18 protein-coding genes and 1 riboswitch are annotated in these 20106 nt (G+C 41.2%); of the genes, 17 read left to right on the top strand and 1 reads right to left on the bottom strand.

Annotated features, from left to right (window positions below; translation table 11 throughout):
- Positions 1-31 precede the first annotated feature (31 nt).
- The 14 genes from QZ576_RS08055 to ccsA all read left to right on the top strand — a co-directional run bounded on the left by QZ576_RS08055 (position 32) and on the right by ccsA (position 16341).
- Positions 32-403 carry a four helix bundle protein gene (locus tag QZ576_RS08055; protein WP_297095892.1) on the top strand — a complete coding sequence of 124 codons (372 nt, stop codon included), beginning with the start codon at positions 32-34 and terminating at the stop codon, positions 401-403.
- A 40-nt stretch (positions 404-443) separates the two neighbouring features.
- Positions 444-992 carry a TlpA disulfide reductase family protein gene (locus QZ576_RS08050; RefSeq protein ID WP_297095890.1) on the top strand — a complete coding sequence of 183 codons (549 nt, stop codon included), beginning with the start codon at positions 444-446 and terminating at the stop codon, positions 990-992.
- A 2-nt stretch (positions 993-994) separates the two neighbouring features.
- Entirely contained in the window at positions 995-1594 is a 600-nt protein-coding gene (hisH, locus tag QZ576_RS08045) for an imidazole glycerol phosphate synthase subunit HisH (protein ID WP_297095889.1), read from the top strand.
- A gap of 93 nt (positions 1595-1687) precedes the next feature.
- A complete protein-coding gene (argB, locus tag QZ576_RS08040) occupies positions 1688-2455 on the top strand; it encodes an acetylglutamate kinase (RefSeq protein ID WP_297095887.1) in 768 nt (255 codons plus the stop codon).
- 307 nt (positions 2456-2762) lie between these two features.
- Positions 2763-3494 carry a Crp/Fnr family transcriptional regulator gene (locus tag QZ576_RS08035; RefSeq protein WP_297095885.1) on the top strand — a complete coding sequence of 244 codons (732 nt, stop codon included), beginning with the start codon at positions 2763-2765 and terminating at the stop codon, positions 3492-3494.
- Positions 3495-3640: 146 nt separating this feature from the next.
- Positions 3641-4762 (top strand): cytochrome c3 family protein, encoded by a 1122-nt coding sequence (locus tag QZ576_RS08030; RefSeq protein ID WP_297095882.1) that lies wholly within the window; start codon positions 3641-3643, stop codon positions 4760-4762.
- 92 nt (positions 4763-4854) lie between these two features.
- Positions 4855-5232, top strand: a complete 378-nt coding sequence (locus tag QZ576_RS08025; protein ID WP_297095880.1) for a hypothetical protein — start codon at positions 4855-4857, stop codon at positions 5230-5232.
- Between the two features lie 19 nt (positions 5233-5251).
- A complete protein-coding gene (locus QZ576_RS08020) occupies positions 5252-6145 on the top strand; it encodes a DUF5777 family beta-barrel protein (protein WP_297095878.1) in 894 nt (297 codons plus the stop codon).
- 112 nt (positions 6146-6257) lie between these two features.
- Positions 6258-7196 carry a cytochrome c3 family protein gene (locus QZ576_RS08015; protein ID WP_297095876.1) on the top strand — a complete coding sequence of 313 codons (939 nt, stop codon included), beginning with the start codon at positions 6258-6260 and terminating at the stop codon, positions 7194-7196.
- A 2-nt stretch (positions 7197-7198) separates the two neighbouring features.
- Positions 7199-7816 (top strand): cytochrome b/b6 domain-containing protein, encoded by a 618-nt coding sequence (locus QZ576_RS08010; RefSeq protein WP_297095874.1) that lies wholly within the window; start codon positions 7199-7201, stop codon positions 7814-7816.
- Positions 7817-7979: 163 nt separating this feature from the next.
- Positions 7980-10811, top strand: a complete 2832-nt coding sequence (locus QZ576_RS08005; RefSeq protein ID WP_297095872.1) for a cytochrome c3 family protein — start codon at positions 7980-7982, stop codon at positions 10809-10811.
- Between the two features lie 252 nt (positions 10812-11063).
- A complete protein-coding gene (locus tag QZ576_RS08000; RefSeq protein WP_297095870.1) occupies positions 11064-12566 on the top strand; it encodes a NapC/NirT family cytochrome c in 1503 nt (500 codons plus the stop codon).
- A 76-nt stretch (positions 12567-12642) separates the two neighbouring features.
- A complete protein-coding gene (locus QZ576_RS07995) occupies positions 12643-13152 on the top strand; it encodes a multiheme c-type cytochrome (RefSeq protein ID WP_297095868.1) in 510 nt (169 codons plus the stop codon).
- A 96-nt stretch (positions 13153-13248) separates the two neighbouring features.
- Positions 13249-16341 (top strand): cytochrome c biogenesis protein CcsA, encoded by a 3093-nt coding sequence (ccsA, locus tag QZ576_RS07990; protein WP_297095866.1) that lies wholly within the window; start codon positions 13249-13251, stop codon positions 16339-16341.
- Positions 16342-16457: 116 nt separating this feature from the next.
- On the opposite strand, the gene QZ576_RS07985 is transcribed toward ccsA, so the two are convergent.
- The gene (locus QZ576_RS07985; protein ID WP_297095864.1) at positions 16458-17279 is read right to left on the bottom strand and encodes a hypothetical protein; all 822 of its coding nucleotides are present in this window, start codon (positions 17277-17279) and stop codon (positions 16458-16460) included.
- A 141-nt stretch (positions 17280-17420) separates the two neighbouring features.
- A riboswitch (molybdenum cofactor riboswitch) is annotated at positions 17421-17558 on the top strand.
- 43 nt (positions 17559-17601) lie between these two features.
- Between QZ576_RS07985 and QZ576_RS07980 the strand changes: the two genes are divergently transcribed.
- Genes QZ576_RS07980 through QZ576_RS07970 form a run of 3 tightly spaced genes read left to right on the top strand, consistent with a single transcriptional unit; the run spans position 17602 to position 20106 of the window.
- Positions 17602-18147, top strand: coding sequence for a hypothetical protein (locus QZ576_RS07980; RefSeq protein ID WP_297095862.1), 546 nt, complete (start codon positions 17602-17604; stop codon positions 18145-18147).
- Positions 18147-19322: a molybdopterin molybdotransferase MoeA gene (locus QZ576_RS07975; RefSeq protein WP_297095860.1), complete on the top strand. Its 1176-nt coding sequence runs from the start codon at positions 18147-18149 to the stop codon at positions 19320-19322. Before QZ576_RS07980 ends, QZ576_RS07975 begins: the two co-directional genes overlap by 1 nt.
- Positions 19294-20106: a GTP 3',8-cyclase MoaA gene (locus QZ576_RS07970; protein ID WP_297095858.1), complete on the top strand. Its 813-nt coding sequence runs from the start codon at positions 19294-19296 to the stop codon at positions 20104-20106. Before QZ576_RS07975 ends, QZ576_RS07970 begins: the two co-directional genes overlap by 29 nt.

Genomic DNA, 20106 nt, shown 5'->3' with positions numbered 1-20106 from the left:
CAATCTTAAAAATTAACTAAAATAGACGATTATGAAGAGTTATAGAGATTTAGAAATTTATCAGTCCGCCTATCAATTGGCTATTAAAGTTCATAAAATGACCTTAACTTTACCTGCTTACGAACTATATGAACAAGGAAGTCAGGTCAGACGCTCAACAAAAAGCATAAAAGACAATATCGTTGAGGGCTATGGCAGAAACAGATACAAACAAGACTTTATCCGGTTTCTGGTTGATGCTCTGGCTTCTTGTGATGAAGCAAACTCCCAGTTAACAATGATTAATGAACTTCATTTTGAATCAAAAGGCTTAAACGATCTGATAGCAGATTATGAACTTTTAGGCAAAAAACTAAATAAATTTATTGACTACGTAGAAAAACACTGGAATGAAAAACATTAACCAGTAACTTGAAACAAGCAACCAGTAACAATAAAGAAATATGAAAAAACTACTATCCATCCTCAGTATAACACTATTAACTATGTCAGCATTCGCCCAACTAAGCGCAGTTCCGGAAAAAGAAATCCCGGCCGATTACGGCTACATCGTAAAAATTGGCCAGCAAATGCCCGATATTACCATGGAACTTACCGACGGCACAAAAGTTTCAACTGCCGATTTAAAAGGCAAAGTAACCATGTTGCAATTTACTGCCAGCTGGTGTTCGGTGTGCCGCAAAGAAATGCCACACATTGAAAAAGAGATCTGGCAAAAACACAAAAACAACGACGATTTTGTGCTGATTGGTGTTGACATGGACGAGCCACTCGATAAGGTAAAAGATTTCAAAAAAACGATGGAAATTACTTATCCTCTGGCACTTGATCCGGGCGCTGATATCTTTTACACGTTTGCCGCAAAAGGTGCCGGTGTTACCCGAAACGTGATTATCGACAAAACAGGTAAGATCGTATACATGACCCGCCTGTTTAAAGAAGACGAATTCAATGAAATGGTGGAAGTGATCGATCTTTTACTAAAAGAATAAAAATGAACATTGTAATAATAAAATACAACGCCGGAAATATTGAATCGGTAAACAATGCGCTTAACCGACTGGGTGTGAATGCCGAAATTACGGCAGATCACGACAAGATCCGGAAAGCCGACAAAGTCATCTTTCCGGGAGTTGGCGAGGCCAGCACAACAATGGCTTACCTACGAGAAAACAAACTCGACGAACTGATCGTTTCGCTGAAGCAACCGGTATTGGGAATTTGTCTCGGATTGCAGTTGATGTGCTCGCACTCGGAAGAAAACGATACCGAATGTCTGGGTATTTTCGATGAGAAAGTAAAACGTTTTATTCCAAAACCAAGCGAAGAATATATTACCAAAGTTCCGCACATGGGCTGGAATGCCATCAAAGACCTGAAAAGCGACCTTTTTACGGCCGAGCTGGAAAACGAATACGTTTACTTTGTGCACTCGTATTACGCCGAAAAAAGCGAACATACCATTGCCACCTGCGACTATATTCTTCCGTTTAGTGCTGCTTTGCACCGCGATAATTTTTATGCCACACAATTTCACCCGGAAAAAAGTGGAACTATCGGCGCAAAAATATTGGAGAACTTTCTAAAACTCTAAGCTCACTAACGTAACTTTGTACTAACAATTTTAAACCGGAATCAACGTTCTTCAAACGAAACAAACAATAAATAAAAAGTAATCAGCAAAATCATGGATAGGCTAACAATCATTAAAGTAGGTGGAAAAGTAGTTGAAGAACCTGAATCATTAGACGCTCTGCTCGATCAGTTTCGTAAAATTTCAGGAAATAAATTACTGGTTCACGGAGGTGGACGTACGGCTACTGAGATTGCAAAGCGCCTTGGAATTGAAACCAAAATGATTGATGGCCGCCGCATTACCGATGCCGACATGCTGGAAGTGGTTACCATGGTTTATGGAGGTTTGGTGAACAAGAAGATTGTTGCCGGATTACAGGCGCGAGACATGAATGCAGTGGGACTAACCGGAGCCGACCTCGGTTTAATAAAAGCCCACAAACGCCCGGTACAGGATGTTGATTATGGCTTTGTGGGCGACGTTGACGATGTAAATGCACGCGAACTGCGAATGCTGATAAATGAAAACGTTATTCCGGTTGTAGCGCCACTCACCCACGATGCAAAAGGCCAGTTATTAAATACCAATGCCGATACAATTGCTTCGGAGTTAGCCATCGAATTATCGAACTACTTTAAAGTTTACCTTTTCTATTGTTTCGAAAAACGGGGTGTTTTACGCGATCCAAACGATGAAGCGTCGGTGATCTACGATCTGAATTATAAATTATTTGACGAATACAAAACCGACGGTACCATCAGTGAAGGAATGATTCCGAAGCTCGATAACGGTTTCCGGGCAAAAGCAAAAGGTGTGCAGGAAATCCTGATCACCAACCCCGAAAATATTGCAACCGGGCGCGGTACCCGCCTTACCTAAAACAGTTCAAAATATCTCCCCCATTTTTTCCTCGTGTAATATCAAATTCTGCACGTACTTATATTAATATATAAGTAACTCCTGACTATCGCATAACTGAAAGGTCTGGTTCTGCTTTCCAACACATCTTCATTTATTCCCGATTTTTATTAGTAATTTTCACATTAATTCATTTAAAAATAGTAATAATCTACACTTTTAAATATTGAAATATTTTACTATGTTGAGGTTCAAAAATAGAATTGTGCTAATTATTATGAGAAGAGAAACCTAATAACGATAATTAACTAAATACCAAAACTTTAAAATGGCGCATAACAATACCGAAAATTGTAACAAGGGCAGTAAGCTTCATGGAGGAGGTTGCAAATCGTGTATACAAGAACATAAAAACAACATCTTTTCCCCCCTCAACCAGGAAGAAATTGACTTTCTGATTGACAAAAAACGACAAATTGTATATAATGTTGGAGAGACTATCACCAAACAAAATACAGCTTCAACTTCGGTGATTTGTATTAACGAAGGACTGGCAAAATTTTATGTTGAAAGTGCAAACGGCAAAAACGTAATTGTGCGTATTGCCAAAGCCGGTGACTTTATCAGCGGAGGAGGTCTTTTTAACGGAAACTTCCAGCATTTTAGCGTTTCGGCAATTACCAAAGTAAGGTGCTGTATGATCGACTCGGCAAACCTGACCAGCATTTTTGGGCAGAACAACGAGTTTGCCATTAAATTACTGCGCAACCACACCAAACAAAACAATTACCTGCTAAAAAAACTGGTCGACCATACACAGAAATATATGCCCGGAAGAGTGGCTGATACTTTACTGTATTTAAAGAACGAAATTTTCAACTCTGATGAGTTTTCGGTGCCTCTTACGCGGCAGGAATTAGCCGAGATGTCGAACATGACAAAAGAAAGCTTTGTACGGATTCTTCACCAATTTAAAGACTCTAAATACATTAATACCAAGGGTAATACAATAAGCATATTAGACGAAAGTTCACTAGTTTCGATTAGCGAAAACGGATAATTGACATATATCAATCCCAGACTTGCTTATTATCAATTTGCACATTCTGTTATATCACTGTTCCCCCTAAAGTTCATAATGGTTATCGAAGTACTTTTATCTCCCAAAGAGTAATAACAAATATAAATTACCTAATATACTACGTTATGAACTACAAATCTATCTCAAAATTATTCATGCTAGGTTTTATTCTGGCATTCATGTTTTCTTCATGTACAAAAGAAGGGCCGATGGGACTTCCTGGAGCCGATGGAACTGATGGAGCCGATGGAGCCGATGGTATGGACGGGAATCAAACCTGTTTAGTGTGTCACACACAATCCAATATGGATGCGATTACCACTACATTTTCAGAACACGCACACTCAGCTGGAACTTCATTTTCTTATGCTGGTACCAGAGCAGGATGTGCTCAATGTCACTCGGATGAAGGTTATGTAACCTATATTACAACAGGTGCTGAAATAGCTCCTGCAGTTGGTGCACCGCTTGAGTGTTCAACATGTCACAACAACCACAGCAGTTTAGAAGAAGGTATAAGTGCTCCTCTTTACAGTATGGAATTTGTTGAATCAGCTGCCATTGATGGAAAAACTTATAACTACGAAGCTTCAAACTTGTGTGCAACTTGTCACCAGGCAAGATCTACTCCAGATTCTTATTATAGAACAGAAGCAACAACATTTACTCGCACGTTCACAGGAGCGGATATTGAGTCATACCAACTCCACGGTGCCGTAGGTCCTAATGGATCAAAAACTTTAAATGCTACCGAAGATACATTAACAGTAGTATTTGATGTTCCTTTAACTCACGTTTACACCAGCAGTACACATGCCGGACCACACCACGGACCACAAGCAAATATGATTGCTGCTGATATGGGTTCTCAAATTGGTACTCCATTTGAGCAAGCACACCACACTTGTATTAATTGTCACATGCACGGTGAAGATGGCGCTAGCGGCCACTCTTATGTTGCTGAAATTAATATGTGTAATAACTGCCATGGTGACGCAGTTGATATTGAAGGTATCCAATCTGATATCGCTGCAAGAATGGCTGCTGTTGAAGCTGCTTTAGAAGAAATTGGTGCGATCCACGTTGCTGAAGACGGAGTACATCCTATGTACGCGTCTTTACCAAAAGACCAATGGGATGCATTTTGGAATTTCATGTGCTTATGGGAAGACAAGAGTCACGGAGCACATAACCCAGGTTATGCAAGACAATTGCTAAACCAGGCCGAAGCTGCCTTAGGTTTATAGCAAGCGGCTCTACTGTTTTTACAATAATTTGAAAAAATAACAAAGTCGGATATCTTTTTAAATTATATCCGACTTTTTAAAAACCAATACTCATGAGGACATTCAAAACTCTTTTATCACTGATCGTATTAGCGATAATAATGAGTGGTTGCGCGTACAATTGGATAGTTGAAGAAGAGGTGGTAGATCCGACTGATCCCGATGCACCTGATGTATCGTTTTCTGCGGAAATCGCGCCAATTTTCGATTCAAAATGTACTTCGTGCCATTACACCGGAAATCAAAATCCAGACCTTACTCCTGAGAATGCCTATAATTCGCTAAATAGCAGCCGTTATATAAACACTTCTGATCCTGCATCGAGCTTGATTTACACCAAACCAAGCCCTGATGGAAACCATATTAAATACTCGGAGGCAGAAGCGGCATTGGTACTTACCTGGATCACTCAAGGAGCTCAAAACAATTAAAAACCTAAACTGATTAATGATGAAAAAATATATATTGATTCTGATTATTTTAGGAGTAACTTTTTCCAATTCGTTTGCACAGGAGGAGGAAGCCGATCCGGTATATGCTTTTAACAGCGGCATACTGATTGACGCACAAACCTCTTATATTCCTGATGCACGTACATTGGAATTTATTATTCAACACAAATTCGGTTCGCTCGAAAACGGGAAATCTGACTTGTGGGGAATTTATGCTCCGGGCTCCAACGTAAGATTGGCGCTAAACTATGTACCTGTAAAGAATCTACAAATCGGCGCGGGAATCACAAAAAAGAACATGTACACTGATTTTAATGCCAAGTATAAAATACTTCAGCAAAAAACAAGTGGCATGCCAATATCACTTACCGTATTTGGTAATGTAGCTATCGACGGAAGAAACGAAAGCGCTTTCGGAACCGGCAACGTAGTTGAATCAAAAGGCAAACCGGCTCAATACCAGTTTGGATTCACCGACCGTCTTTCGTATTTCTCGCAAGCTATGGTTACCCGCAACTTCGGCGATGTATTATCGTTGCAGGCAGGTGCCAGTTTTTCGCACTATAATACGGTAGGCTGGGATTACGACCACGATGTAATCGGTCTTCATTTTAGTGGAAAAATTAAGTTCTCTCCACAGGGATCTTTTATTTTCAACTACGACAATCCACTTAAAATTAAAGATATTACCGAGCAGCATACCTGGGCTACACATGCTAAAGAAAACGTAGCATTTGGTGTTGAATTCTTTACATTCACCCACGCTTTCCAAATTTATGTTGGAACAGCACAGGGTATTCTTCCTCAGGATGCGATGATGTATAACCAGAAAGACTGGACCAATAAAGGATTGGCCGTTGGTTTTACCATAACTCGTATCTGGATGTTCTAATCGATTAAAAAGTAAAAATGATAAAGATGGTAATATCCGTAAAAAGTGATATTACCATTTTTCATTCAATAAAGTTATTGCAAACTTCAGATCTATTTACACGATTTAACCCATGAAATATTTCATTCCATTACAAATCCTGATGCTTTTGGCGATTGCCGTACCGAGTTTCGGGCAATTTTACGATGATCCCGCAAATCACGATTGTTTAAAATGTCACTCTCAGCAAACCTATTCATTTCATAACGACATGATGGATACTGAGGAGAAACGACTGATGAATCCATACCTGATAATCGATACTTTGCGGTTACGTACAGGTGTTCATCAAAATTTCGACTGCACGGATTGTCACTCATTCGACTATACAACCTATCCGCATGCTGCATCGTTAAAGCTGGAGCCAATGATGACATGTTTGGATTGCCACGCCGGCGATGAGTCGTTTGCAAAATACGAGTTTGAAAAGATAGACGAAGAAGTTAACAAGAGTATACACCGCCAGAGTTTTGGCGATAACTTTACCTGTTCAAAATGTCACGATCAACACTACTACTCTACCACTGCCCGCACAAGTAGCAGTATTATGGAGATTGTTGAAAACAGTAACGACATGTGTTTATCGTGTCATAATGATATGAAAAGATTCAGTCTGGTATCCGGCGATACTAAAGCTGGCGTTGGCACCATTCACGACTGGCTGCCAAACCAGGAGCTCCACTTTAAACATGTACGTTGTATCGAGTGCCACACTGCAGTTGAAGACGATTTGATGGTATCGCACAACATTCTTGCAAAAGAAGAAGCAGTACGCCGTTGTGCCGAATGTCACTCGGCAAACTCATTGCTAAAAGCATCGTTATACAAATACCAAAACCTGCAGGAAAGAGCCGAAGACGGAACAGCGCTCGGAATGCTCTCGAATGAAAATTACGTGATTGGATCGCACCAGATTCCAATTTTAAAAACGATAAGTTTGATCATCTTTTTTGCAGCATTTGCAGGAATTATCATCCACGTAATATTTAGAATCATCATCAAAAAGAAATAACAATGAGCTCAGAGAACAAAATATATTTCTACCCGCTTTGGTTACGCATTTGGCATGGTATAAACGCCTTGGGTATTATTCTTCTTATCGTTACCGGAATTAGTATGAATTCGGGTTTTGAAGAATCGCTGATAAGCTTTAAACTGATTATTACCGTGCACAATTATGCCGGAGTAATTATAACGCTGAATTACTTGCTGTTTTTATTCGGAAACTTTTTTACAAGCAACAAGAAATTCTACATTGTTAAACCTAAGAACTTTCTGAAACGCCCAATGAAACAGGCCTACTATTATGCCTGGGGAATGTTTCACGGAATGAAAGCTCCTTACCCGCTTTCTGAAAAACGTAAATTTAATCCGCTACAAAAATATACTTATATCGCTGTTATGTACCTGGTTGTTCCATTGGTAATAATTTCGGGTATCGGGTTAATGTTTCCCGAGCTGATATTCAATAAAATTTACAACATCAGCGGTGTTCTTATCACAGCTGTAACGCATTCGGCTATGGGATTCTTTATTTCCATATTCTTAATCGTGCATCTTTACATTGCATCAATTGGCAAGTCACCTCTTGATAATTTCAGAAGCATTGTAAACGGATGGCACCACGTGTAAATTGAACAAAGAAAAGCAAGTCCATAAATAAACAATAAAACAAAGCAGGCAGAAGGGAGAAGGAAGAAAACAGAACAGAAATAGCAGCACACAAATAATGCATAGTTGGCTCGCAAGGTAGGCTGAGAAGAAGGATTTAGTAATTATATTAAAGACGCTTAGCATGAAGTACTTGAGCAAAACTTTAGCCAAAAATCTGTTCGATGTATGCACCGAAGCAAATTCAGGGCTGGTTAAAATCTTTTTAATCGTCGGTTTGTTTCTGTTGCCCGGATTAAAAATTATGGCACAATCCAACGACGATTGTGCCATGTGCCACGACGACCCGGAGCTTTTTACCATTGTAAACGGCCGGGAAGTATCGAGGTATATTCCTGCCGGTATTCTCGAAAAATCAGTACACAGTTATCTCGAATGTATTTCGTGCCATACGGACGCCGATGTCGAGGAATTTCCGCATGCCGATAAACTGCAACCGGTAAATTGCGGCGATTGCCACGACGAGGCCATGACAAAATACATGGACGGCGTTCATGGAATTGCCTTTGAAGAGGGCGACAAAAATTCGCCTAACTGCGCCGAATGTCATGGAACGCACGAGATACTAAGTTCGGCCGATCCGCAATCGCGCACCTATAAAATGAATATTCCGGTGTTGTGCGGAACCTGCCACCGCGAAGGAGCGCCGGTTGCCCGTGCCTATAATATTGGCGAGCACAACATTGTTGAGAACTACACACAGGGCATCCACGGAAAAGGATTATTCAGCAGTGGTTTGGTGGTAACGGCCACCTGCAACAACTGCCACGGCAACCACCTTATTCTCCCCCACACCAACATGAACTCCAGCATTTCGGAGAAAAACATTGCAGCAACATGCATGCAATGCCACGCGCGAATTGAGGATGTGCACATTAAAATAATCAACAAAGAACTTTGGGAGAAAAGTCCGGGAGCAATTCCGGCCTGTACCGATTGCCACCCACCCCACAAAGTAGAGCTGAAAAATATTATCGAAAACATATCGGATAAAACCTGCCTGAAATGCCACGAGCAACCAGATATTCACAAAGTAGTAGACGACGAACAGGTTTCGCTTTATGTTGATGTTAATCAATTTGTTAATTCGGCCCATAATAACATCACCTGTGTAAAATGCCACTCGGATGTAACGGCCAATATTGCCCGCCCTTGCGAAACTTCCGACAAGGTGGACTGCTCGAGTTGCCACGCCGAAGAATCGGATATTTACTTCCAGAGCGGACACGGAAAAGCCTATTTTGCCAAACACGAAAATGCACCGTATTGCACCGATTGCCACGGATCGCACCATGTTATTCCGTCCGACGATGAAACTTCTCCAACTTTCCGCTCAGAAGTACCAAAACTTTGTGGCGAATGTCATAAGGAAAACGGACAGGCAGTGGAAGGAACAAACCTGAAGGAAACCGATGCGTATTACGACTATTCCACCAGCGTTCACGGACGAAGCCTGGAGGAAAAAGGATTGTTGGCAGCCGCCATTTGTACCGACTGCCACACCACACACTTTATGCTGAAGGAAGAAGATGAGCGTTCGTCGGTAAATCCGGCAAACCTGGCAAAAACCTGTGGAAATTGCCACAAAGGAATTTACGACCAGTACATTGACAGCGAGCACGGAATTAGCGCCAACACCGAAGAACTGAAATTCCCAACTTGCGAAACCTGTCACTCGGCTCACAATATTTCAGAAGTACATGAAAGTAAATTTATGTCGGAAATTAGCTCGCAGTGCGGGCAGTGCCACGAGGAACTGGCAGAAACCTACCTGGAAACCTACCACGGAAAAGTTTATCAGCTGGGTTATCTTGAAGCGGCCCGTTGTTCCGACTGCCACGGAGCACACAATATTTACCGGATGGACAACCCGAAATCAACGATAAGTCCACGGAATATTGTTGCAACCTGTTCGAAGTGCCATACTGATGCCAACATGAAATTTACCGGTTACCTGACACACGCCACACATTACGATAAAAGCAACTTCCCGTGGCTGTACTACACTTTCTGGGCCATGACCGGTTTACTTTTAAGTGTGTTTGCTTTCTTCGGGCTGCATACATTGTTGTGGATTCCTCGTTCGCTGGGCGCGATGATCAAAAAACGAAAAGAGCCAAAACCAGTTGGTAAACAGATATATATCAGGCGTTTCCAGAAGAAAAACAGGATTACCCATATTTTCGTAATTATCAGTTTTATACTGCTGGCACTTACCGGAATGATATTGAAATTTGCCTACATGGACTGGGCCCAATATCTGGCTGAAGCCATCGGTGGCGCTCACATTGCCGGCTTTATTCACCGAACGGCTGCACTGATCACTTTCGGATATTTTATTTTCCATGTGGTAGCATTATTGAAAGTTAAATTCAAAAAAGGAATTAAAGTCAGCAAGTTTATATTCAGCAGTAACTCGCTGATGTTTAACCGGAAAGACATTCGCGATTTCTGGGCTTCTATAAAATGGTTTATCGGTGTTGGTCCGCGGCCCGATTATGGACGATGGACCTACTGGGAAAAATTCGACTACTTCGCTGTATTCTGGGGAGTGCTGGTAATCGGCTCAACCGGATTAATGCTGTGGTTCCCCGAATTCTTTACCAAATTCCTGCCTGGCTGGCTGATTAATGTGGCGCAGATCATTCACAGCGACGAAGCTTTACTGGCCGTTGGATTTATTTTTACCATTCACTTTTTCAACACCCACTTGCGTCCGGAATCGTTCCCGATGGACACCGTAATTTTCACCGGTTATGTTCTTGAGGAAGAATACAAAAAAGATCGTCCGCACGAATATGAGCAGCTGGTAAAATCCGGAAAAATCAATGACGTTCGCGTTGAAAAAGAGTTTACCAAAGAACACATGAGAACGATAAAAATATTTGGATTCACCGCACTTTTCGCCGGCGTAATCATGGTATTACTGATAATTTACTCTTTAATTTTCCACTAAATGGCGAAAAAACGAAAAAAATGAAAATACAATTTTTAATACTTTAACCTAGTAGATTAGTAGTATAATAAACAGTAAATATGACAAATATGTAACTTTGTAGAAGTGTTAAAACTTCGCGTTCAGAACATAATTTCAAAATAGCAGCGCGTATATAGACAACTTATAAATAAGTACCTGACCTTGAATAATTAAAGGAAAATTATAATCTTGGATCACTAGATTTTACATCAAACCAATAAACGAAAAATTATGAAATTACCGTCTTCCATAAGAAACTGGGTATCGATTACCGGAGCAGTTATTGCTGTCTTCAATCTCGCCAGTATACTGGCATTATTTCTATTGAATCTTGCTTTCGGATTTGGTGGGCAATATATTGGTTTAATCATCTTCATCATCCTTCCGGCATTTTTGATCGTTGGATTGCTCATGATCCCAATCGGAATGCGGATTTACCGTAAAAAAGCACGGTTGGCTGAAGAAGAAGGCAAACGTTTAAACTGGCCAATTCTTGATTTTAATAATCAGGCTACCCGTAACGCCAGTACAATTTTTATCATTGGAACAATTTTCTTGCTCATTATTTCTTCGGTAGGAAGTTACGAAGCATTTCATTACACCGAATCGGTAGAATTCTGCGGAAAATTATGTCACGAAGTAATGGAGCCGGAATATGTTACTTACCACGGTTCGTCGCACGAGCGTGTTGCTTGTGTGGAGTGCCACGTTGGTTCGGGAGCAAGCTGGTATGTAAAAAGTAAACTTTCGGGTTTGTACCAGGTTTATTCGGTGTTGGCCAATAAATATCCGCAGCCAATCCCTACTCCAATTGCCAATTTGCGCCCGGCACGCGAAACCTGCGAAGAATGTCACTGGCCCGAGAAATTCTACGATAACAAAATGCGTGAAAAACATTCATTCTTAACCGATGAAGAGAACACCGAGCATATTGTTCATTTACAGGTAAAAACAAGTACTCAGGTTACTCCTAAGGGTGTAATTAAAGGTATTCACCAGCACATTAGCCCCGAGGTAAAAATTGAATACAAAGCGCTCGACGAGAAACGTCAGATCATTCCGTGGGTAAAATATACAAACACAAAAACCGGAGAAGAATACGTTTATACCGACGAAATGAGTATGGTTTCACAAGAACAACTTGATTCGTTGGAAACACGGGTAATGGATTGTTTGGATTGCCACAACAGGCCGTCGCACAATTACAATGCACCGCAAAACTTTATCGATCAGTCGATGGCAGAAGGTAAAATTTCAACCGAGCTTCCTGCTATAAAACTGGCAGCTATGATGGCGCTTTACCAGGATTATCCGACGAAAGACACAGCAATGATGGCCATTAAAGACCAGGTTACCGATTGGTTCGAAAGTGGTTACCCTGATGTTTACGAAACTAAAAAAGCTGAAATCGATCAGGCAATTGCAACAATTCAGGACGATTATTCGAATAACATTTTTCCATACATGAAAGCAAGCTGGAAAGAATATCCAAATAACATTGGCCACATGGAATCGGACGGTTGTTATCGTTGCCATAACGACCGCCATGCAACAACTGAAAACAGAACGATTTCGAAAGATTGTTCGCTGTGCCACAATATTATAGCACAGGGAACTCAGGATAGTATGCAGTATTCTACTGCTTTTGAAGCGTTGGAATTCCAGCACCCTGTTGACATTGCTGAAGCATGGAAAACGGAGATGTGTTCAATGTGTCATACAGCATTATACTAGATTTTGGCACAATATTTATTATTTTTATAATAGCTTTTAACAAATAACGAGTAATATAAATTTTAATACGAGAATTATGAACTTCAGAAAATTAATGTTTCTATTAGGTCTTGCGATCATTTTCAGCACCGCAGCGACCGCACAAAACTACAAGTACATTGGTGCAGCTAAATGTAAAATGTGCCATAACAAGCCCGACAAAGGCGAGCAGTTTAAAGTTTGGGAAGCCGGTCCACACGCCAAAGCAATGGATGCGCTTCAAGGTGACGAAAAAAATGACGCAACATGTTTAAAATGCCACTCAACTGCCGGATCTGTTGATAGCGGTTTGCTTGCCGGTCTTAAAGCCGACGAAGGTGTTTCATGCGAATCATGTCACGGACCTGGTAGCCACTACAAATCGGCTGCAATTATGAAGAACAAAAAAATGGCACTTTCAAAAGGTATGACAGATCCAACAGAAGAAACCTGTAAAGCTTGTCACCTTGGCGAAAAACCAGAAGGCCACGTTGCTCCTAAAAAAGCATGGAATTTTGATGAATTTGTGAAAGTAATTGCTCACGACGATCCAACAACAACAAACTAATATTTTGTAAACTATTGTTTTGTGAAAAATTCCTTTGTTTTCAAAACAAAGGAATTTTTTTAGTGTTTAATTCAGACAACTAGACAACGACTAATTATGAAGAAGCTCAGTTCATTTATTTTTTCCATGTTTTTTACCGGTATTTTGGTGGTAATTTTTGCAATAGCCATTGGTTATGCCACTTTTATTGAAAACGATTATGGCACCACTACTGCAAAAATTCTCATTTACAATTCCAGGTGGTTCGAAATCCTGTTATTTATACTCTGCATCAACATTGTTGGCAGTGTTTTTAAATACAAACTTATCGCACGGAAAAAATGGTCGATACTGCTTTTTCATATTTCCTTTATCGTTATTGGTGTAGGTGCAATGATTACGCGTTACTACGGATATGAAGGCACTATGCATATTCGCGAAAATAGCTCGTCGGACTTTATTGTTTCCGAAGCATCGTATGTAACGGTTAAAGTAACTGATGGCACCGAAACGGTTGAAGAATCAAGCGAAGTAAAATTCTCGCCCTACACCGCCAACCGTTTTTCAAATAACATCCATTTTAAAGGAAAAACAATCCACATCAGCAATCAGCATTTTATGCCGTCGGCGGTTGAAAACATTGTTCTCGACCCTAACGGAGAACCGATTGTTTCGCTGCTTACGGTTGTAAATGGCTCTTCGCGAAAAGACTTTACGCTTAGAAACGATAATACAAAGAATTTAAACGGTGTAACGCTAGGATTTGGTAACAACACAAATACCGATGTTCAGCTGAGTTTAAAAGATGGCAACCTGTACATTTCGGCTAACGACACTGTTGAGGCGTCGGGCATGATGAGCGACACCGGTGAGTTGATTGCGCCAAATACCCAAAAACTGGTTGACACGCAAAAAGCTTACACGTATAAAAATCTCACTTTTGCCGTTAAACAATTTCTTCCAAACGCCTCGATTCAATTGGCTTACCAAAAACCAACGCAGACAATGAATCCGCCGGATGCTTTTAAAGCCGCGATTTCAACAAACAGTGAAAGCAAAGAGTTGATCGTTTATGGTCGCACGGGCCAGGTTGGCGATTTTTACAACACCTCTATCGACGGAATGAATGTATCCGTTTCGTACGGGTCGCGAATCATAAAACTACCGTTTGCCATCCAGCTTAACGATTTCCAGCTCGAGCGTTACCCGGGTTCAATGAGCCCTTCGTCGTACGCCAGCGAAGTTGTTTTAAAAGACGGCGCCACGGAAATGCCATTCCGCATTTTTATGAATAATATATTGAAATACAAAGGATACCGCTTTTTCCAATCGTCGTACGATACCGACGAGCGCGGAACGATCCTGTCGGTGAACCACGACTCTGCCGGAACATCGGTAACTTATTTTGGCTACCTGATTATGGCTATCGGAATGGTGCTGACTTTGTTTAACCGAAACAGTCGTTTTAAAACGCTGTTGAAAGCATCGGCACAACTCCGCGAAAAACGTAAAAAGCTGTTTGCTGTTTTGGTGACCGGTCTGCTCTTGAGTGTTAGTGCACAGGCACAAAATACAACTCCGGCACCAATGAATAGCGAGCATGCCAAGTCGTTCGAACATTTACTGATTCAGGACCGAAAAGGTCGTGTTGAGCCGGTTTCTACACTGGCTTCCGAAATACTACGAAAAGTAGCTAAAAAGACCAGCTGGGAAGGTTTGACGCCAACCGAAGTTTTTCTGGATATGCAAGCCAATCCTGAACTTTGGAAAAATATTGCCATTATAAAAGTCGCCAATCCCGAATTGCGCAGAACAATCGGAATTAGTGGCAAATATGCTTCGTTTAATTCAATTGTTAGACCGCGCGAAATGGGCGGTTATATACTAAGCTCTGCGGTTCAGGCAGCTTATGCAAAAGAGAGTAATCACCGCAATAAATACGATAAAGAGATTATGAATGTTGACGAGCGCGTTAATATTCTTATGGCCATTTTTAGCGGCGATTTTCTGACGATTTTCCCTGTACCCAACGACGATAACCACAAGTGGGTTTCCATTAACGAGGCGAAAGAACTTCCGGCTCAGGAGGCTGATTTCGCAACACAAACGGTTTCTGCTTATCTTCAATCGGTACAAATTCGCGATTGGGCAACGGCAAACCAGTTGCTGAACAACCTGAAGCAAAATCAGGAAACTATCGGCGCGAAAATCATTCCATCGGCAACAAAAGTAAAAATGGAGGTGATCTATAATAACCTGAACATCTTTGGAAAATTATCAAAGATTTTCATGTTCACCGGTTTGATTCTGCTGATGCTGCAGTTGATTTCACTTTTTAATCCGAACATTAAATTAAGTTTCCTGAAAAATTTTGCCTTCTATTTTATCCTGCTGTTATTCCTTGCCGAAACTGCAGGGTTGGGTATCCGCTGGTACATTTCGGAGCACGCGCCATGGAGTAATGGTTACGAATCGATGGTATTCATCAGTTGGGCAACTGCACTTGGCGGTTTAATCTTTGCCAAACGTTCAGAAATTACACTGTCGTTAACATCGGTTCTGGCCGGTTTAACATTGATGGTGGCCGGAATGAGCTGGATGAGCCCGGAAATTACCAACCTGGTACCGGTTCTGAAATCATACTGGCTAATCGTTCACGTGGCGGTAATTACAGCCAGCTACGGATTTTTGGGAATCAGTGCGCTGCTTGGTTTCCTGAATCTCATTTTAATGATTTTTAGAAACAGACGCAATTCAGACAGAATCAACCACACCATAAAAGAATTGGTTAATATCATCCAAATTGCCTTGATAATTGGCTTATTAATGGTTACGCTGGGTTCGTTTTTAGGTGGTGTTTGGGCCAACGAAAGCTGGGGCCGTTACTGGGGCTGGGATCCGAAAGAAACCTGGGCTTTGGTAACCGTTTTGGTGTACACTTTTATTACGCACATGCACCGCATTCCGGGAATGCGCGGTAGTTTTGCCATGAGTGTGGCTGCAGTTTTGGGCATCAGCTCGGTACTAATGACCTATTTCGGAGTAAACTATTACCTGTCGGGTTTACACTCGTATGCGCAGGGCGAAGCGGCTCCAATACCTTCAGGCGTTTACATTGCATTGGCAGTTGTTGCGCTGGTAATTGTTTCGGCGTATTTCTCCGAAAAGACAAATCCAATTGTGGAAGAAGAAGTTGTTAGTGAAGACTAAATAATTCAGGGCCAGGTTTACTCAAAGTGAACCTGCCCCTGAACCATTAAACTCCTCCAAGCACCAAAAATTTATTTCACAAATCAGTCTCAGAGAATTCACACCCGAATTACAAGTTACCTCATTTCATCTCTTGTAGTTACGACTTTCGTCCCAAGATATACCTTTTTGATCCGAGTTTGAATACTGTAGTTGATGTCGATATTGAAAATATATGGAGCACTATTTTCGGTTGACGAAACATTAGGAGATGACTTCCCATCCGAAAATAATTCCTTATTCAGTCCAACATTCACCCGAACAAAAAACGTGGAAGCAACAGGATTTCCATCAACAATAACCGGTAAAAATTCTCCCGACAATCTCGATACATTTCGATTGATACTTTGCTCCATTTCATTACAAAATCCATTCAAAAGCATCGGGCCAGATAGATTACCCTTTTCATCAACTAAATACTGTAGCAAAGAAAAACCGACTTTCCCTTCATCCACAATCTCGCGTGGAACGTCAAGATCCTTCCCAATTAAACGTACAATTTCATTCTTCGATCCAATGTAAAGAAGTTGTCGGTCAACCTTTAGTAATTCATAGTTGTCTCCTGTTTTCACCAGAAACGAATCTGCCACCAACTCCTGATTTAAATAGATCAAACTATCGTTTGAATAATCAAAAGTCATATAGGTTTCCCCCGATTTACTATCTCCAAACCTCCACACACCTGTTTTTGAAGCGTTAAAATAACTCCCAATTGCCAGCGTATCTTTGGTTGAGGTATGAACGATAAAACTCTCGCCACATCTGAACTTGGTCGCTTTATCAATATGATAAACCTCCTTAAAATTCCCATAGTTATCAGTGCGCTTTTTCAATTTTTGAGCACAAACAGTTGAAATAGTTAAAAGAATAGAAGTGGAAAAAAGAAGTAATCGTAGCATGAATAAAGGTCTTAGTATTTAGCATAAAAATATAAACTTGATTGGCATATTCCTTATTTTAAACGATTAGAATAAATATAAATAGTTGAACTGTTGTATAGCACCACTGTCATCATATATAAACATCTAGATTCTTTACTATATTTGTCCCGGCTCCGAGCTGATCTTCCTAAAGTTCATACCAAGGGATTTCGGCCGATGGGATTACCCGGAAACAGGTGGTCCTCCCGCATCCCGGCAAGGTCGGGGTAAATTGGAAAGGAGGCGAGCAGATTTTGCATTGGGCGAACTGAAGCTCCTTCCCTTCCCTGAAACGCTTTAAATGACACGAGTACAAAAAGATACCAGAATCGATTATCCGAACTTGCTGTTGATTGCAGGTAATGGCAGAAATGTGGGAAAAACCTACTTTGCCTGTCGTGTAATCGAAATGCTATCTGAAACTTTACCTGTTACCGGATTAAAAATCACCTCGCATATCCACGAGCACAGCAGTGATGATGTGCTTACAAAACATAAGCACTTTGTTATTTTGCAGGAGAAGCAAATTACGGGCAAAGACAGTTCGTTGATGTTACAGGCCGGTGCAAAGCAGGTATTCTTTGTAATGGCCGAACCTAAGTATCTTCCGGAAGCTTTAGAAAAGCTTTCGCCTTATTTACCTGAAACACCCATTGTTTGTGAGTCAGGTGGATTACACGAAATAATCAATCCTGGTTTGTTCTTTTTCATTCAATCAACGGGAACTCCTCTAAGAAAAGCACATCACCTGATACACAATCCAATAATTGTGCAAAATGATGGAGAAAACCTTAAATTTGATTACAATAGAATTCAGCTCAAGAACAATAAATTTTCACTCGCCTAATGAACCAATTTGAAGAAATACAACAGTTGATCGGCAATTTAGCAACAGTTTTACCGACCGAAAAGGTACAACTGAAAAATGCTTTTAACCGGGTACTACAGGAAAATGTGGTGGCTGATTTAAACATGCCACCGTTCAACAAATCGGCAATGGACGGTTATGCCTGTCGACTTGGAGATATTGGCAAGGAGCTGGAAGTACTGGAAGTAATAAATGCAGGCAAGATCGCGTCTGTTGAAATTGGGAAAAACCAGTGTGTGAAAATTATGACCGGCGCTGCTGTTCCGTCCGAATGCGATTGTGTATTTATGGTTGAGGATGCCGAAGAACTTCCGGAAAATAAAGTGCGTTGTACTAACCCCAAAACAAAGAAAAATATTTGTTACCTGGGCGAAGATTATAAAAAGGGTGAAGTGCTGCTAAAAAAGGGTACACTAATTAATGTTCCGCAAATGGCAGTACTTGCCGGCGCAGGTTATGCAGAGGTTTTGGTTTCAAAACGCCCGAAAGTAACAGTAATTGCAACGGGCAGCGAACTGGTTCCACCATCTGAAACGCCAAAACCGGGACAGATACGAAACAGTAATTCCAGCCAGGTGATCACCCAACTCAGGAAAATGAACCTTGAAGTTGTGGAGGAACTCATGCTTGTTGACGACTACGAGTTACTTACAAGCAGTTTTAACCGAGCACTGGAAACAAGCGATTTTATTGTTTTTACCGGCGGAGCATCAGTCGGCGATTTTGACTTTATTCCGGAGATATTAAAAGAACAGGGATTTAAAATATACTGGGATCACACCGGCATTAAACCCGGCAACCCAATGACATTTTCGGAAAAAGATGGCAAGTTCGTCTTCGGACTTTCCGGAAATCCGGTTTCGTCGTTCGTACAATTTGAGTTGATCGCGAAACCAGTAATCAACAAACTATTGGGAGCCGACAATGCACCATTACGCATAAAAGCCCGAATGAATTTTACGTTCCAAAGGAAAAGAGCCAATCGTTTGGCAATTATTCCGGTTGTTATTGATGCCAATGGAGCCATCTCCGAAATTCCATTTCATGGATCGGCGCACATAAATGCACTGGCTTTTGCGAATGCTTTGCTTGAGGTGCCACTGGGAGTTTCAACCATTCAAACTGATGAATTTGCATATGTACGACCGCTTTAACAGACATATCAACTACCTGCGTATTTCGGTTACCGACCGCTGCAATTTCCGTTGCGAATACTGCATGCCGGCCGAAGGTTTGCCGTTAAAAAAGCACGAGGACATTCTTTCGTTTGACGAAATTACTGACATCGTTAAAGCTGGCGTAAAACTTGGAATTAAAAAGCTGCGAATTACCGGAGGGGAACCCTTGGTGCGAAAAGATCTTCCAGAGCTGATAAGTATGCTTTCAGCTATTCCGGAAATTGAGGATATTGGAATGACAACAAACGGCGTTCTTTTGCCACGTTATGCCAAGGCTTTAAAAGCTGCCGGATTAAAAAGGGTTAACATCAGTCTGGATACCGTGAATCCGGAGAAATTCAAAAAAATTACGCGGGTTGGTGAGCTTGATGATGTACTGCATGGAATAGACGCGGCAATTGAAGCCGGACTTTTACCGGTTAAAATAAATTTTGTACGCATTCCCGGCGAAAACGAAGAAGATGAACAGGAAGTACGGGAATTCTGCCAGAAGAAAGGATTGAAGTTGCGTTTCATCCGTCAGATGGATTTGCGCACCGGTGAGTTTTATGCTGTTGACGGAGGTTTAGGCGGCATTTGCAAAATATGTAATCGTCTGCGTTTAACTGCCGACGGATTTATCGTTCCGTGCCTGCATTCAGGATTGCGTTACAGTACCCGCGAACTGGGCATTGAAGAAGCCTACAACCAGGCTTTGCAAAACAAACCGGAAAAAGGAGTAGGAACAGAATCACACGATTTCTCAAATATTGGAGGATAA

The sequence above is a fragment of the uncultured Draconibacterium sp. genome (assembly GCF_913060805.1).
Lineage (GTDB): Bacteria > Bacteroidota > Bacteroidia > Bacteroidales > Prolixibacteraceae > Draconibacterium.
The sequence above is the reverse complement of the archived record's forward strand: the minus strand, read 5'-3'. Positions and strand labels throughout refer to the sequence as shown.

Bases quoted from the DNA above. Each gene is read 5' to 3' on its own strand.
- QZ576_RS08035 (WP_297095885.1), top strand. From the start codon at position 2,763: ATGGCGCATAACAATACCGAAAATTGTAACAAGGGCAGTAAGCTTCAT.
- ccsA (WP_297095866.1), top strand. From the start codon at position 13,249: ATGAAGAAGCTCAGTTCATTTATTTTTTCCATGTTTTTTACCGGTATT.
- QZ576_RS08000 (WP_297095870.1), top strand. From the start codon at position 11,064: ATGAAATTACCGTCTTCCATAAGAAACTGGGTATCGATTACCGGAGCA.
- QZ576_RS07975 (WP_297095860.1), top strand. From the start codon at position 18,147: ATGAACCAATTTGAAGAAATACAACAGTTGATCGGCAATTTAGCAACA.
- QZ576_RS07980 (WP_297095862.1), top strand. From the start codon at position 17,602: ATGACACGAGTACAAAAAGATACCAGAATCGATTATCCGAACTTGCTG.
- QZ576_RS08050 (WP_297095890.1), top strand. From the start codon at position 444: ATGAAAAAACTACTATCCATCCTCAGTATAACACTATTAACTATGTCA.
- QZ576_RS08025 (WP_297095880.1), top strand. From the start codon at position 4,855: ATGAGGACATTCAAAACTCTTTTATCACTGATCGTATTAGCGATAATA.
- QZ576_RS07995 (WP_297095868.1), top strand. From the start codon at position 12,643: ATGAACTTCAGAAAATTAATGTTTCTATTAGGTCTTGCGATCATTTTC.
- QZ576_RS08030 (WP_297095882.1), top strand. From the start codon at position 3,641: ATGAACTACAAATCTATCTCAAAATTATTCATGCTAGGTTTTATTCTG.
- QZ576_RS08005 (WP_297095872.1), top strand. From the start codon at position 7,980: ATGAAGTACTTGAGCAAAACTTTAGCCAAAAATCTGTTCGATGTATGC.
- QZ576_RS08015 (WP_297095876.1), top strand. From the start codon at position 6,258: ATGAAATATTTCATTCCATTACAAATCCTGATGCTTTTGGCGATTGCC.
- argB (WP_297095887.1), top strand. From the start codon at position 1,688: ATGGATAGGCTAACAATCATTAAAGTAGGTGGAAAAGTAGTTGAAGAA.
- QZ576_RS07985 (WP_297095864.1), bottom strand. From the start codon at position 17,279: ATGCTACGATTACTTCTTTTTTCCACTTCTATTCTTTTAACTATTTCA.
- QZ576_RS07970 (WP_297095858.1), top strand. From the start codon at position 19,294: ATGAATTTGCATATGTACGACCGCTTTAACAGACATATCAACTACCTG.
- QZ576_RS08020 (WP_297095878.1), top strand. From the start codon at position 5,252: ATGAAAAAATATATATTGATTCTGATTATTTTAGGAGTAACTTTTTCC.
- hisH (WP_297095889.1), top strand. From the start codon at position 995: ATGAACATTGTAATAATAAAATACAACGCCGGAAATATTGAATCGGTA.
- QZ576_RS08055 (WP_297095892.1), top strand. From the start codon at position 32: ATGAAGAGTTATAGAGATTTAGAAATTTATCAGTCCGCCTATCAATTG.
- QZ576_RS08010 (WP_297095874.1), top strand. From the start codon at position 7,199: ATGAGCTCAGAGAACAAAATATATTTCTACCCGCTTTGGTTACGCATT.